At 64.1% G+C, this 13,785-nt stretch carries 11 protein-coding genes; 6 read left to right on the plus strand and 5 right to left on the minus strand.

What is annotated here, in order from left to right; genetic code table 11:
* Positions 1-13 precede the first annotated feature (13 nt).
* From IVB01_RS06715 to IVB01_RS06740, 6 genes are all read left to right on the plus strand, one after another.
* Positions 14-1,564, plus strand: a complete 1,551-nt coding sequence (locus tag IVB01_RS06715; protein ID WP_247281922.1) for an AMP-binding protein — start codon at positions 14-16, stop codon at positions 1,562-1,564.
* Between the two features lie 247 nt (positions 1,565-1,811).
* A complete protein-coding gene (locus tag IVB01_RS06720; RefSeq protein WP_247281923.1) occupies positions 1,812-3,410 on the plus strand; it encodes an ABC transporter substrate-binding protein in 1,599 nt (532 codons plus the stop codon).
* Between the two features lie 35 nt (positions 3,411-3,445).
* Positions 3,446-4,393 (plus strand): ABC transporter permease, encoded by a 948-nt coding sequence (locus IVB01_RS06725; protein WP_247281924.1) that lies wholly within the window; start codon positions 3,446-3,448, stop codon positions 4,391-4,393.
* 9 nt (positions 4,394-4,402) lie between these two features.
* Positions 4,403-5,296: an ABC transporter permease gene (locus IVB01_RS06730; RefSeq protein WP_247281925.1), complete on the plus strand. Its 894-nt coding sequence runs from the start codon at positions 4,403-4,405 to the stop codon at positions 5,294-5,296.
* A complete protein-coding gene (locus tag IVB01_RS06735; RefSeq protein WP_247281926.1) occupies positions 5,296-6,303 on the plus strand; it encodes an ABC transporter ATP-binding protein in 1,008 nt (335 codons plus the stop codon). Before IVB01_RS06730 ends, IVB01_RS06735 begins: the two co-directional genes overlap by 1 nt.
* The gene (locus tag IVB01_RS06740; protein ID WP_247281927.1) at positions 6,300-7,286 is read left to right on the plus strand and encodes a dipeptide ABC transporter ATP-binding protein; all 987 of its coding nucleotides are present in this window, start codon (positions 6,300-6,302) and stop codon (positions 7,284-7,286) included. Before IVB01_RS06735 ends, IVB01_RS06740 begins: the two co-directional genes overlap by 4 nt.
* Before the next feature lie 46 nt (positions 7,287-7,332).
* Here the strand turns inward: IVB01_RS06740 and IVB01_RS06745 are convergent, their stop codons facing one another.
* The 5 genes from IVB01_RS06745 to IVB01_RS06765 form a co-directional block, all read right to left on the minus strand.
* The gene (locus tag IVB01_RS06745) at positions 7,333-9,309 is read right to left on the minus strand and encodes an acetyl-CoA carboxylase biotin carboxylase subunit (RefSeq protein ID WP_247281928.1); all 1,977 of its coding nucleotides are present in this window, start codon (positions 9,307-9,309) and stop codon (positions 7,333-7,335) included.
* Positions 9,306-10,922: an acyl-CoA carboxylase subunit beta gene (locus IVB01_RS06750; protein WP_247281929.1), complete on the minus strand. Its 1,617-nt coding sequence runs from the start codon at positions 10,920-10,922 to the stop codon at positions 9,306-9,308. Before IVB01_RS06750 ends, IVB01_RS06745 begins: the two co-directional genes overlap by 4 nt.
* Before the next feature lie 111 nt (positions 10,923-11,033).
* Positions 11,034-11,900 (minus strand): 3-keto-5-aminohexanoate cleavage protein, encoded by an 867-nt coding sequence (locus IVB01_RS06755; protein WP_247281930.1) that lies wholly within the window; start codon positions 11,898-11,900, stop codon positions 11,034-11,036.
* A 212-nt stretch (positions 11,901-12,112) separates the two neighbouring features.
* Positions 12,113-12,913 carry an AraC family transcriptional regulator gene (locus IVB01_RS06760; protein WP_247281931.1) on the minus strand — a complete coding sequence of 267 codons (801 nt, stop codon included), beginning with the start codon at positions 12,911-12,913 and terminating at the stop codon, positions 12,113-12,115.
* Positions 12,914-13,128: 215 nt separating this feature from the next.
* Positions 13,129-13,785 (minus strand): glutathione S-transferase family protein, encoded by a 657-nt coding sequence (locus IVB01_RS06765; protein WP_247281932.1) that lies wholly within the window; start codon positions 13,783-13,785, stop codon positions 13,129-13,131.

Raw genomic sequence — 13,785 nt, forward strand, 5'->3', positions numbered from 1 at the left:
AGCCGGAGGACTGATGTACCCAGGTCAGCATGCCCGCCTACGCCCGCTTCAGCCTGCCTTCATCATGGCGGCGACGGACGAGACCGTCACCTATCGCGAGCTGGAGGCGCGCAGTAACCGCCTCGCGCATCTGTTTCGTAGGCACGGCCTGAAGCGGCTCGATCATTATTCGATCTTCATGGAGAACAATTCGCGCTATCTCGAAGCCTGCGCCGCGGGCGAGCGCTCTGGCCTCTACTACACCTGCATCAACTCCTTCCTGACGCCGGGCGAGCTCGCCTATCTCCTCGTCAACAGCCAGTCCAAGATCCTGATCACGTCAATGGCGAAGCTCGACATCGCGCGCGAAGCCATACAGGCTTGCCCCGACGTCAGGCTCTGCGTCGTCGCCGACGGTCCTGGCGAGAGCGAGCGCATCGTCGGCCTGGCCGACGTGACCGCCGGTCTGCCGACAACGCCGATCGCGGATGAGTGGCTCGGCACCGCCATGCTGTATTCGTCGGGCACGACCGGACGGCCCAAGGGCATCCTGCGACCGCTGCCGGAGGAGCCGCCAAAGCACAATCTGCCGCTATTCGATTTCCTCACGAAACTTTGGCACTACCGCGAGGGCATGGTCTATCTATCGCCGGCACCGCTGTATCACTCCGCGCCGCAAGCTGCCGTGAACCTCACGATCCGCATGGGCGGGACCGTCGTCATCATGGAGAGTTTCGATCCGGAACGTTACCTCCAGCTCGTCGAACGATGGGGCATCACCCACACCCAGCTGGTGCCAACGATGTTCTCGCGCATGCTGAAACTGCCGGAGGAAGTACGCATCCGCTATGACCTATCCTCGCTGGAGATCGCGATCCATGCCGCGGCGCCCTGCCCGGCCCTGGTCAAGGACGACATGATCAAATGGTGGGGACCGATTATCCACGAATATTACGGCGCCACCGAAGGACTCGGCTTCACCGCCTGCAACAGCGAGGAGTGGCTCGCCCATCGCGGCACGGTTGGCAAGGTGCTGCTCGGCGACCTCCACATTCTCGACGAGAACATGAGGGAGTGCCCGACCGGCACGCCTGGGCAGATCTGGTTCAAGACGGCCTCGCCGTTCGAATATTTCAACGATCCCGAAAAGACCCGGGAGGCGCGCTCTGCCGACGGCAGCATGAGCACGGTCGGCGACGTTGGCTATGTCGACAAGGACCGCTTCCTCTACCTCACCGATCGCGCGACTTTCATGATCATCTCCGGTGGCGTGAACATCTACCCGCAGGAATGCGAGAATCTGCTGATCACCCATCCGAAAGTCGCCGACGCCGCGGTGTTCGGCGTGCCCAATGCCGATCTCGGCGAAGAGGTGAAGGCGGTGGTGCAGCCGATGCCAGGCGTGGTGCCGGGCCCGGCGCTCGCGGAAGAGCTGATCGCGTTCTGCGCAAAATCGCTGTCGCGGCAGAAGGTGCCGCGCTCGGTCGATTTCGAAAAGGAATTGCCGCGACTGCCGACGGGGAAACTGTACAAGCGGCTGCTGCGGGACAGGTACTGGGGGAACAAGGCGTCGCGTATCGTGTGAGGCGCAGCCACAAACTCGGTTGTTGTCCCAGCGCGCACCGATTTGGGACAACGCTGGCGTTTGTTGGCTGCGCCCCGAAAGGAACCGTCCTTCGCACCGCACTGTGACATCGTGAGAGAACAGCGCCGCGGCCTTCCGTCATCCGAATTGTCGAGAGCGTGGACGGCCTTGCCGGTTGCCTCCCTTCACGCCCATCGCTATCGTCCCCTCAAACAGGCCAAAAGGCCGATGTCCAGGGAGGACGAGGATGCGGAGCGTGCGGGCGCTCGCCGCGACGGCGGCGCTATCTTTGCTGGCGTTTTCGACCATTGCGCTTGCCGGCGAGCCCAAGCAGGGCGGTATCCTGCGGATGTATCATCGCGACAGCCCGGCCAATGCGTCCATCCTCGAGGGCGCGACCTATTCGATCAACGTGCCCTTCATGGGGGTGTTCAACAATCTGGTCATCTATGATCAGCACATAGCGCAGAACAGCCCTGAGACCGTCAGGCCAGAGCTGGCCGAGAGCTGGTCCTGGAGCGGCGACAACAAGAAGCTGACGTTCAAGCTGCGTCAGGGCGTGAAGTGGCACGATGGCAAGCCGTTCACGTCGGCCGACGTCAAATGCACCTTCGATCTCCTGATGGGCAAATCGCAGCAGAAGCTGCGGCAGAATCCGCGCAAGGCCTGGTACAACGAGGTCAACGACGTCGCGCCGAACGGCGATTTCGAGGTCTCATTCGACCTCAAACGGCCACAGCCGTCGCTGCTGGCGATGCTCGCATCCGGTTATACGCCGATCTATCCCTGTCACGTCTCGCCGGCCGACATGCGCACCCACCCGGTCGGAACCGGCCCGTTCAAATTCGTCGAGTTCAAGGCCAATGAATCGATCAAGCTGACGCGAAACCCTGACTACTGGAAGAAGGGCCTGCCCTATCTCGACGGCATCGAGTACACGATCATCACCAACCGCTCGACTGCCATCCTCGCCTTCGTCGCCGGCAAGTTCGACATGACCTTCCCGACGCACATTACCATCCCGCTCCTCAAAGACATCAAGTCGCAGGCGCCGAACGCGATCTGCGCCGTCGAGCCGACCAACGTTTCGACCAACATCATCGTCAATTCGGCGTCCCCGCCATTCGACAACATCGATATTCGCCGGGCGATGGCGATGGCGCTCGACCGCAAAGCCTTCGTCGACATCCTGTTCGAAGGCCAGGCCGATATCGGCGGCACCATGCTCCCGCCGCCGCAGGGCATCTGGGGCATGCCCAAGGACAAGCTCGAGACCATTCCAGGCTATGGCCCGAACGTGAACGCGAGCCGGGAGGAGGCCAAGAAGCTGATGCAGAAGGCGGGCTACGGCCCCGACAAGCACCTCGCGGTGAAGGTCTCGACGCGCAATCTCGCGGAATATCGCGATCCCGCGGTGATCCTGATCGACCAGCTCAAGAGCATCTATATCGACGGCGAGCTCGACGTCGTGGAGACGGCGAACTGGTTCCCGAAGGTCGCACGCAAGGATTACATGCTCGGCCTGAACTTGACCGGCAATTCCGTCGACGATCCCGATCAGTCATTCTACGAAAACTACTCCTGTGGTTCGGAGCGGAACTACACCAATTACTGCAACAAGGAGATCGAGAAGCTGTTCGACGTGCAGTCCCAAGAGATCGAAATAGGCAAGCGCAAGCAACTGGTCTGGGACATCGACAAGAAGCTGCAGGAGGACGTCGCCCGGCCGATCATCTTCCATGCGCGGGCCGGCACCTGCTGGCAGCCCTATGTCAAGGGGATCACGATCATGTCGAACAGCTCCTATAACGGCTTTCGCTACGAGGACGTCTGGATCGACAAGTAGCGCGGGCAGCTGACGGGTTCGATAGGAGGCGGTGCATGTTTTCCTATCTGGTGCGGCGCCTGTTCCTGATGCTCGTGACCCTGTTCGGGATCTCGATCGTCATCTTCTTCCTGCTGCGCATCGTCCCCGGCAACATCGTCGACATTCTGTTCGCAGCGGCCGGCTACGTCGATCCCGCCGACAAGGCCAATCTGGAGAAGGAGCTCGGCATCGACCAACCGCTGATCGTGCAATATTGGCACTGGATCGGCGGTCTTCTGCGCGGCGACTTTGGTTATTCCTACGTCTCGGAGAAGCCGGCGCTGCAGGAGATCCTGCCGCGGATTCCGATCACGGCGCGGCTTGCCGGCCTTGCGCTGTTGTTCTCGGCGTCCATCGGCATCCCGCTCGGCGTCATCAGCGCCGTGAAGCAGGGCACAAAACTCGACTATGCCCTGCGTGTCGTCAGCCTCAGCGGATTGTCGCTGCCCTCGTTTTGGCTTGGCCTTTTGATCCTGACCGCGTCGGTGGCGATGTTCGGGCAGATGCCGATCTTCAATCCCAATCCGCAGACCTGGCTCGAAGCGTTTGCCACCTATGCCGTGCCGGCGGCCGCGGTCGGCTTCCGCAGCGCCGCGCTGACCATGCGCATCACCCGCTCCTCGATGCTGGAGGTGCTGCGGCAGGATTATATCCGCACCGCCCGCGCCAAGGGCGCATCCGATGCTGCCGTGAACTATCACCACGCGCTGAAGAACGCGATCCTGCCCGTCATCACCGTGATCGGCATCGAGGCGGCGTTCCTGATCGGCGGGCTGATCGTCACCGAGACCGTGTTCAACATCCCCGGCGTCGCCCGCTTCCTGGTCGAGGCGATCCGCTGGCGCGATTACCCGATCGTGCAGAACCTCGTGATGTTCATTGCGGTCGTCGTCGTCTTCGCGAATTTCACCGTCGACATGCTTTACGCGGTGTTCGACCCGCGGATCAGGTATACGGACTAGGAGATCAGCTTGACTGCGATCGACTATGATCTCGAATTAAGGCGCGCCGGCGCACATGCGACCGGCGGCTGGAGGCGCGTGCTGTTCATGACGCAGCGGCACGTGCTGGGCGCGGCGGGGCTCGTCATCATGACGATCTTCGTGTTGACTGCGATCTTCGCCGATTTCATCGCGCGCTACGATCCGCTAACGGTCGATTCCGCCCGAGCGCTGGCGCGCCCGAGCCTTGCGCACTGGATGGGCACCGATTCCTTCGGCCGCGACGTGTTCAGCCGTATCATCCACGGCGCGCGGATCTCGCTCGCGGTCGGGCTTGGCTCCACGGCGCTCGGCGGCTCGATCGGCGTGATCGTTGGCCTCACCTCCGGCTATCTCTCCGGCTGGGTCGATCTCGTGTTCCAGCGCGTCTCCGATGTTCTCCAGGCGCTGCCGCTTCTCGTGCTGGCGCTGGTGATGACGGCGGCGCTGGGTCCGTCGCTGCCGAACGTCATCCTCGCCATCGCCATTCCGCTGATCCCAACGGTCGCGCGCGTCATCCGCGCCAACACGCTGGCGCTGCGCGAACAGCCCTTCGTGGAAGCGGCAAAATCGATCGGTATGAGCGAGATGCGGATCGCGCTGCGCCACGTGCTGCCGAACACGCTGGCGCCGCTGATCGTGCTGGCGACGGCCCAGCTCGGCTCGACCATCCTGACCGAGGCTTCGCTGTCCTTCCTCGGCCTCGGCATTCCCGAACCTTATCCGTCGTGGGGGCGTATGCTCTCGGAATCCGCTGCCGAATATGTCCGCACTGCGCCGTGGCTGGTGATCTTCCCGGGCATCGCCATCAGCCTCGCGGTATTCGGCGCCAATCTGTTCGGCGACGCCCTCCGCGACATCCTCGATCCCCGGCAGCGCGGCTGATGGCTGACAAATTCGATCTCGTGCTCGACGTGAAGAACCTGAAGACGGTGTTCTTCACCAATTCGGGCCTCTTCAAGGCGGTTGACGACGTCTCGTTCACAGTGCGGCGCGGCGAGACGCTGGCGATCGTCGGCGAATCCGGTTGCGGCAAGAGCGTTACGGCGCTGTCACTGATGCGGCTGGTGCCCGATCCGCCCGGCCGCATTGTCGGCGGCTCAGTCACGCTCGAAGGCACCGATCTGCTAGCGCTGGATGAAGCGGAAATGCGTGCTATCAGGGGCAACCGCATCTCCATGATCTTCCAGGAGCCGATGACATCGCTCAATCCGGTGATGCGGATCGGCGACCAGATCGCCGAGGCGGTGCGGCTGCACCGGAACTTGTCGGCCAAGGAGGCCGGGAATATCGCAGTCGAGATGCTGCGGCTGGTGCGCATCCCTGAGCCGGCGCGGCGCGCACGGGAATATCCGCACCAGCTCTCCGGCGGCATGCGCCAGCGCGCGATGATCGCGATGGCGCTGGCGTGCCGGCCCGCGCTGCTGATCGCGGACGAGCCGACCACCGCGCTCGACGTCACCATCCAGGCGCAGATTTTGGCGCTGATTCTCGACCTTCAGAAGGAGCTCGGCACCGGGCTGGTGCTGATCACGCACGATCTCGGCGTCGTCGCGCAAACCGCGCAGCGCGTGATCGTGATGTATGCGGGCCGGAAGGTCGAGGAAGCCGGCGTCGAAGCGCTGTTTGCATCGCCAAAGCACCCCTATACGCGTGGGCTGATGGCTTCGATTCCAGCCGTGCCGGCGTCCGGCGTCGCCGCACCGCCGCGGCTGAACGAAATTCCCGGCACCGTGCCGTCGCTGGTGCGGTTGCCGAAAGGCTGCGCCTTCGCGCCACGGTGCCCGCTCGCGATCAAGCGTTGCGAGGCCGAGTATCCGCCGCTGGCGGACTGGGGCGGCGGCCATCTCGCGGCGTGCTGGCGCGCGGCGGAAGTGGCGGAGGTGGCATGACCGAAGCGCTGCTCGAAGTCACCGACCTCAAAAAGCACTACCCGGTCCGCGCCGGCGTGCTGCGCCGGCAGGTCGGCACGGTTCATGCGGTCGACGGCGTGTCGTTTTCACTCGGCACCGGCGAGACGCTCGGCCTCGTCGGCGAATCCGGCTGCGGTAAGTCCACGGTGGCGCGGAGCGTGCTGCGGCTGGTCGAGCCGACCTCAGGGCAAATTCGTCTCGAGGGCGAGGACATCACCCATCTCTCGAAGACGGCGCTGCGGCCGCACCGCCGCTCGATGCAGATCGTGTTTCAGGACCCCTTTGCCTCGCTCAATCCGCGCATGACCGCGGGCGACATAGTCGGCGAGCCGCTGGCCGTGCATGGACTCGCCACTGGCAAGGCGCTGGAGGGGCGCGTCGCCAAGCTCTTTGAACAAGTCGGCTTGCGGCCAGACCAGATGCGCAACTTCCCGCATCAATTCTCCGGCGGCCAGCGTCAGCGCATCTGCATCGCGCGGGCACTGGCACTGGAGCCGCGGCTGATCGTCTGCGACGAGCCGGTCTCCGCGCTCGACGTCTCGATCCAGGCGCAAGTGATCAATCTATTGATCGATCTACAGCGGCAGCACGGCTTCTCCTATCTCTTCATCGCGCATGATCTCGCCGTGGTCGCGCATATCAGCCACCGCGTCGCAGTGATGTATCTCGGGCGAATCGTCGAGATTGCCGACAAGGACGAGCTGTTCCGCAATCCGCGCCATCCGTACACGCAGGCGCTGCTCGCCTCGGTGCCGGTCCCTAATCCGCTTGCGAAGAAACTTGCGCCGCTGGTCGATGGCGACGTGCCGAGCCCGGTCAATCCGCCCTCGGGGTGCGCGTTTCACACGCGCTGCCGGTTTGCGATGGAGCGGTGCAGAGTGGAACGGCCGGCACTGGTGGATGCCGCCGGCGGGCACCAGGTCGCGTGTTTGCTCAATAACGGGACGGGGCGGCCTCTCTAATGTCGTCCCGGTGAAGGCCCATGGGCGTTAAGTTAGTTTGCCGCCGCTACCCCGGCCCGATCTCAGCCATGATCTTCCCAGTGGTCACCTGCTCGCCCTCGGCGACATCGATCGCCGCGACGATGCCGTCGATGCCGGCCTTGTGAACGTGCTCCATCTTCATCGCTTCCAGCGTGAGCACCGGCTGATCCGCGGTGACGCGATCGCCCGGCTTGGCCAGGACGGCGACGACGCGACCATTCAGGGCCGCGCGGACCTTGCCGTCACCGCCATTGCTCGCGGCAGCCTTCGGCGCGGCCAGGGTAAGATCGACGACCGCGAGATGGATGCCGCGGCGCTGGACGTAGAGCCGGTCGCCATCGCGCAGGAATTTGGCGCTGTCAATCACGCCGTCATGGCGGAAGCGGATGGCATCGGCATCGATCTGGTCGATCTCGAATCGATCTTGCCGACCATCCGTTGCGACGGCGTAGCACCCGTCGCGCTCCCGCGTGATTTCGAGCTCATGCGTGTGGCCTGCGATCTCGACTTTTGCCGGCAGCGGAAACGTTGTCGCAAGGCTCCGTCCAGTTCGCCATGACGGCGCGCACGGGTTCGTGGCGTAGAGCAGCAGGCCGGCCAGCGCCGTATCAAAGGCGGCGGCCGTCCGCGGCGCAAACAGTTCATCGCGGTGCGAGCCGATGAAGGCGGTGGTGGCCTCGCCCCGGGCAAAGCCAGGATGACGCAGGCAGGACATCAGGAATGCCTGATTGGTGGTCACGCCAAACGCCGTGAGCTGTTCGAGGCCGACGATCAACCGGCCCCTCGCCTCCTCGCGGGTCGTGCCATGGCTGATCACCTTGGCGATCATGGAATCGTAGAACGGCGGGATCTCCGCGCCTGATTGCAGCGCATGCTCGACGCGGATACCTTCCGGCACCTGCCAGCGCGCCATGCGGCCGGACTGCGGCATGAAATCGTGTGCGGCATCTTCCGAGCACAGCCGCACCTCGATGGCGTGGCCTTCGAAGCGGATATCCTGCTGCTTCACCGGCAACGGCTCGCCGCGCGCAACGCGCAGCTGCAGCTCGACGAGATCGAACCCGGTGATCGCCTCGGTCACGGGATGCTCGACCTGGAGCCGCGTGTTCATTTCCATGAAGTAGAACTCGCCGCTCTGGTCGAGCAAAAATTCCAACGTGCCGGCGCCCTCGTAGCGCAGCGCCTTCATGGCAGCGACGGCGACCTCGCCCATTTTCGCGCGCAGTTCCGGCGTCACGGCGGGCGACGGCGCCTCCTCTATCAGCTTCTGGTGCCGCCGCTGCACCGAACAATCGCGCTCGCCGAGATGGATGGCGTTGCCGTGGCTGTCGCCGAACACCTGGATTTCGATATGGCGGGGGTTCTGGATGGCCCGTTCGAGGATGACCGTGGGATCGCCGAACGCCGCCTTGGCCTCCGATCGCGCGCTGCGCAGCGCATCGGGAAAAGATGCTGCATCGGTCACGAGCCGCATGCCACGTCCGCCGCCGCCGGCGACCGCCTTGATCATCACGGGAAAGCCGATCCTTGTGGCTTCCGACAGCATCACCTCGTCACCCTGGTCGACGCCCTGATAGCCGGGCACGACGGGCACGCCGGCCTTCTTCATGATCTCCTTGGCGCCCGCCTTGTTGCCCATCGCCTCGATCGCCTGCGGCGAAGGGCCGATGAAGACGAGGCCCGCCTCCTTGCAGGCGCGCGCAAACGCCTCGTTCTCGGCGAGGAAGCCGTAACCGGGATGGACAGCGTCCGCGCCGCTCGCCTTGGCGGCGGCGATGATCGCGGGGATGTTGAGATAGGATTGCGCCGGCAGCGCCTCGCCGATCCGCACGGCTTGATCGGCTTGGCGCACATGGAGGGCGTCGCGATCGGGATCTGAATAGACCGCGACGACACCAAGGCCGAGTCGTCGCGCGCTGCGCATCACGCGCAGAGCGATCTCGCCGCGGTTGGCAATCAGGACCTTGAAAAACGGCCGGTGCTGCACTGATCCGTTCCTCATGGGCGGGCCACGGAGAATTGCATGCGCTGGGGTGTGCGTGCATCACCCTCGCGGCAGATCGCGAGCACTTCGGACAGCACTGCGCCGGTGTCGCGCGGATCGATCACGCCGTCGTCGAGCACGCGCGCGCTGGTCGAGAACACGTCCATCTGACCGTCGAACACGCCGATGATCTCAGCCTTCATGGCCTCGAGCTTGTCCTTCTCGACCGGTCTGCCGCGGCGCGCGGCAGCGGCCTCGGTCACGATCGCCATGGTTTCTGCAGCCTGCTCGCCGCCCATCACGGCGGTCTTGGCATTCGGCCAGGAGAAGCAGAAGCGCGGATGGAAACCGCGGCCGCACATGCCGTAATTGCCGGCGCCGAACGAGGCGCCGCAATAGAGGGTGATCTGCGGCACCGTCGCCGAGGTCACGGCCTGGATCATCTTCGAGCCGTGCTTGATCATGCCGGCCTCTTCGTAAGCCTTGCCGACCATGTAGCCGGTGGTGTTGTTCAGATAGAGCAGCGGCGTGCGAGTCTGGCAGCAGGCTTGGATGAAATGCGTCGCTTTGTTGGCGCCGGCGGGATCGAGCGGACCGTTGTTGGTGATGATGCCGATAGCCTGACCCTCGATGCGGGCATGGCCGCAGACCGTGGCCGGACCATAATTCGGCGCCATCTCGGTGAAATCGGAATCGTCGACGATGCGCGCGATCACCTGTTTCATGTCGACCGGGCGCTTGTGGTCCATCGGCATGATGCCGAGGAGCTCGTCCTGGTTGTAGCGCGGTGGCTTGAAGTGCAGAGCCGCTTTGCCCGGCCGGTCCCATTGCAGCGCCGCCATGATTTCGCGTGCGATGCGAAGTGCGTCGCGATCGTCCTCGGCCAGATAGTCGCCGAGGCCGGATACCTGCGTGTGCATCTCGGCGCCGCCAAGCTCCTCTTCGGTCGCGATCTCGCCCGTCGCGGCTTTCAATAGCGGCGGCCCGGCAAGGAAGGCGCGGGTGCGGCCGCGGACCATGACAATGTAGTCGGAGAGGCCGGTCTGATAGGCACCGCCGGCGGTGGATGAGCCGTGCGTCACGGTGACGACCGGCAATCCCGCTGCCGAGAGCCGCGCGAGATTGCGAAAAATGTTGCCGCCGCGGACGAAATCCTCGACGCGGTAGCGCAACAGATTGGCGCCGGCGCTTTCGACGAGCTGGACGTAAGGCAGCTTGTTCTCCAGCGCGAGTTCCTGCACCCGCAGCGTCTTGTCGAGTCCGTAAGGTTGCAGCGCACCGGCATCGATGCCGGCGTCGTTGGCACTGACCATGCAGCGGACGCCCGAGACAAAGCCGATGCCGGCAATGACGCCGCCGCCGGGCACGCTCTTGTCCGGATCCGGCACGTCGAACCTGTAGCCGGCGAGCGTCGACAGCTCGACGAACGGCGCGCCGGGATCGAGTACCAGCGCGACGCGCTCGCGCGGCAGAAGCTGGCCGCGCTTGTGGAAGCGATCTTTCGCTGCCGCCGACGCCGCCCGCGTGCGCTCTTCCAGCGCGCGCATACGGTCGATCAGCGCAAGCATGCCGTCGCGGTTGGCGTGGTAGGCTGCGCTACCGGGGGAAATGGTGTTTTCGAGAATGGACACAATTTACTCCGTCATTCCGGGGCGATGCGAAGCATCGAACCCGGAATCTCGAGGTTCTCAGGTGCGCAATTGGGCACCATGGTTCGCGCTTCGCGCGCCCCGGACCGACGTTCAGCGCTTCGTCCCAAAGATCTTCCGCGCCTCGGCGGGGCTTGCGATCTCGCGGCCGGCACGCCGGGCACAGGCAGCGACGGCTTCGATCAGCTGACCGTTCGACGTCACCTTCTTGCCGTCGGCGAGATAGAAGGTGTCTTCGAGACCGGTGCGTAGATGGCCGCCGAGCTCGGCGCAACGCTGGTGCAGCGGCCAGATCTCCTCGCGGCCGATGGCCGTGACCTGCCAATGCGCTTCGGGCCGCTTCAGCTTGAGCAGGATCGGCAACAGCTCGGGATCAGACGGCATGCCTGAGGCGACGCCCATCACGAAGTTATATTCGAGCGGCCCCTTGTACATGCCGACCTGGTGGTACATGCCGACGCAGCGGACGATGCCGACGTCGAAGCATTCGAACTCGGGAATGGTGCCGACCGCGTTCATGACATCGAGATAGTCCTTCACCTTTTCGACCGCGTTGTCGAACATCATCGGCGGCCAGGCCCAGCTGTTGTCAGCCTTGACCTTCAGATAGTTCAGCGAGCCGGCGTTGCAGGCCGCGATCTCCGGCTTCGTCTCACGAATGCAATCGAGCGCGCCTGAGTAGTTCGGCCCTGACACGCCCGAGGTGTGGTTGATGATCACGCCGGGGCAGGCCTCGCGAATCGCTTGCTGGATCTCCTTGCTGACGCTCACCTCCCAGGACGGCAAGTGGCCCTTGTTCGGCGCCTGCTGGCGCAGATGAATGTGCATGATGGACGCGCCGGCGTCGAACGCAGCCTTGGCCTCGCGCGCCATCTCTTCGGGCGTCACAGGCACGTTGTGCTGCTTCGAATCGGTCAGCACGCCGTTCAGCGCGCAGGTGATGACGGCCTTGTCGCTCATGCCTTGACGCTCATGACTTGGTGTCTCGCACGTTGAGAATTCAACGCTTCCGATCATGTGACGCGCGGCATGCGGCTTCTTGCGCGGAGAAGCTGGAAAACGACGAGCTTCGTAGGGTGGGCAAAGCGAAGCGTGCCCACCTCTTCTATCGCGATCCGGGACAGGTGGTGGGCATGGCGCATTGCACCTTTGCCCACCCTACGAGAGGGACGCTAACTCGCCTCGGCCATCCGCACCGTCTCGGTGCTGCGATAGATCGCGAGATCGCGTGAGCCGACGAAGATCGCGCGCGGCTTCAGGCCGTAGAAGCGGCGTATCGAGTGGCTGAAGTGGGTGGAATCGGGATAGCCGATGTCCTGCGCGAGATGGGCGAGGTTGAGGTCCTGGTTGGCGTAGTGCAAGAGATGCCGCGCACGCTTCCAGGCGCGGAAGGACCGGAACGAGATGCCGGTCTCTTCCTTGAACAGGTGCAGGAAGCGCGAGGCGGACAATCCCGCTTCGGCTGCGCAAGTATCGGCCGTGACCGGCTCGCCGGAGAAGCGCTCGATGCGCGCGACCGCGCGGATCACGCGCGGATCGAGCACGCGGCGCGGCAGTGCCTCGCCAAAACACATCTCGTCGAACTCGGCGGTGGTGATGTCGCCGTAGCGGCGCTGGCGAAGTAGCGCGTAGGCGGCGAGGATCTTGCGGGCATAGGCAGTCTTGTCCGGTCCCCGCAGCCGCCCGGCCAAAGCCTCGATCACACCATCCGGCATGCTCTCAGGCTCCAACGTCACGCTGATCACGCTGCGATAATCGCTGGCGATGGTGTGCCGCTGGTTGGGCAGGGTCACGATCAATTCGTCGGAGGTATGGACGTCGTCGATCGTCAGATGCAGGCTGCCCTTCACCGCGACATAGATATGGCAGCAGCCCGGGGTCCGCTTGCGGGGGCGGCCGAGCAGGCCGGCATAGAATACCCGTTCCGGCGTGATCAGCATCAAATGGTCGGATTCGCGACCTGTATCTTCCATTGGGGTCCTCCTCGCGCGGCTCTCTGGCCGCTGCGGACGGAGGTCACCTTAGCGGAAATTTGGGCGCTGTCACGATAGGATAGCGCTGTCAAAAGACACGGCCAGTCATTCCGCGGCCGTCCGCAGGACCGAACCCGGAACCCCGAGATTCTCAGGTGCGCAACGATGCGCCGTAGCTCGATGCTGCGCACCGCCACGGAATGACGGGCTGAAGCTTACGCCCGCACCCGCGGTGCGACGTTCTGCTCGACGCCTGCCCTCTGTTCCGCAGCAACCGCGCGCTTAAAGCCGTCGCGTTGCTGCAGGCGCGCCCAATAGGCTGCGACATTTGGCCCGAAATCCCTGGCCAGCCCAATATTGTCGGCAAGGCGGAGGGCATAACCAATGACAATGTCAGCGGCTGTGAAGCGGCCGGCGCACAAGGTTTCGGCATTTGCGGTGGCTGCCTCAACGGCGCGCAAGCGTCCCAGGAACCATTTCGCATAGTCTCCGGCGACCTGCGGATTGCGGCGCTCCTCCGGCTCGAGCTGGGTGTACCGGAGCACCAGCGTTTGCGGGAAGGTCAGCGTGGCATCGCTGAAATACATCCAGTTCAGGAACGCGCCGTAGGCGGGATCTTCGGGGCCGACCATCAGCGGCGTCGGACCATATTTCATGCCGAGATAGTGGCAGATGCCGGAGGATTCGGTCATCCGCGTCTCGCCGTCGATCAGGAAGGGGATCGTGCCGAGCGGATTGATGCCGAGATAATCCTTCGCGAACACCCGCGGCGGGAACGGCAGCATCTTCAATTCATAGGGCAGCCTCATCTCCTCCAGCATCCAGAGCGGGCGGAACGAGCGCGCGGCCTCGCAGTGGTAGAGCGTGATCAT

Source organism: Bradyrhizobium sp. 164, from assembly GCF_023073715.1.
Classification (GTDB): domain Bacteria; phylum Pseudomonadota; class Alphaproteobacteria; order Rhizobiales; family Xanthobacteraceae; genus Bradyrhizobium.

Bases quoted from the DNA above. Each gene is read 5' to 3' on its own strand.
- IVB01_RS06715 (WP_247281922.1), top strand. From the start codon at position 14: ATGTACCCAGGTCAGCATGCCCGCCTACGCCCGCTTCAGCCTGCCTTC.
- IVB01_RS06720 (WP_247281923.1), top strand. From the start codon at position 1,812: ATGCGGAGCGTGCGGGCGCTCGCCGCGACGGCGGCGCTATCTTTGCTG.
- IVB01_RS06725 (WP_247281924.1), top strand. From the start codon at position 3,446: ATGTTTTCCTATCTGGTGCGGCGCCTGTTCCTGATGCTCGTGACCCTG.
- IVB01_RS06735 (WP_247281926.1), top strand. From the start codon at position 5,296: ATGGCTGACAAATTCGATCTCGTGCTCGACGTGAAGAACCTGAAGACG.
- IVB01_RS06740 (WP_247281927.1), top strand. From the start codon at position 6,300: ATGACCGAAGCGCTGCTCGAAGTCACCGACCTCAAAAAGCACTACCCG.
- IVB01_RS06745 (WP_247281928.1), bottom strand. From the start codon at position 9,309: ATGAGGAACGGATCAGTGCAGCACCGGCCGTTTTTCAAGGTCCTGATT.
- IVB01_RS06755 (WP_247281930.1), bottom strand. From the start codon at position 11,900: ATGAGCGACAAGGCCGTCATCACCTGCGCGCTGAACGGCGTGCTGACC.
- IVB01_RS06760 (WP_247281931.1), bottom strand. From the start codon at position 12,913: ATGGAAGATACAGGTCGCGAATCCGACCATTTGATGCTGATCACGCCG.
- IVB01_RS06765 (WP_247281932.1), bottom strand. From the start codon at position 13,785: ATGATCACGCTCTACCACTGCGAGGCCGCGCGCTCGTTCCGCCCGCTC.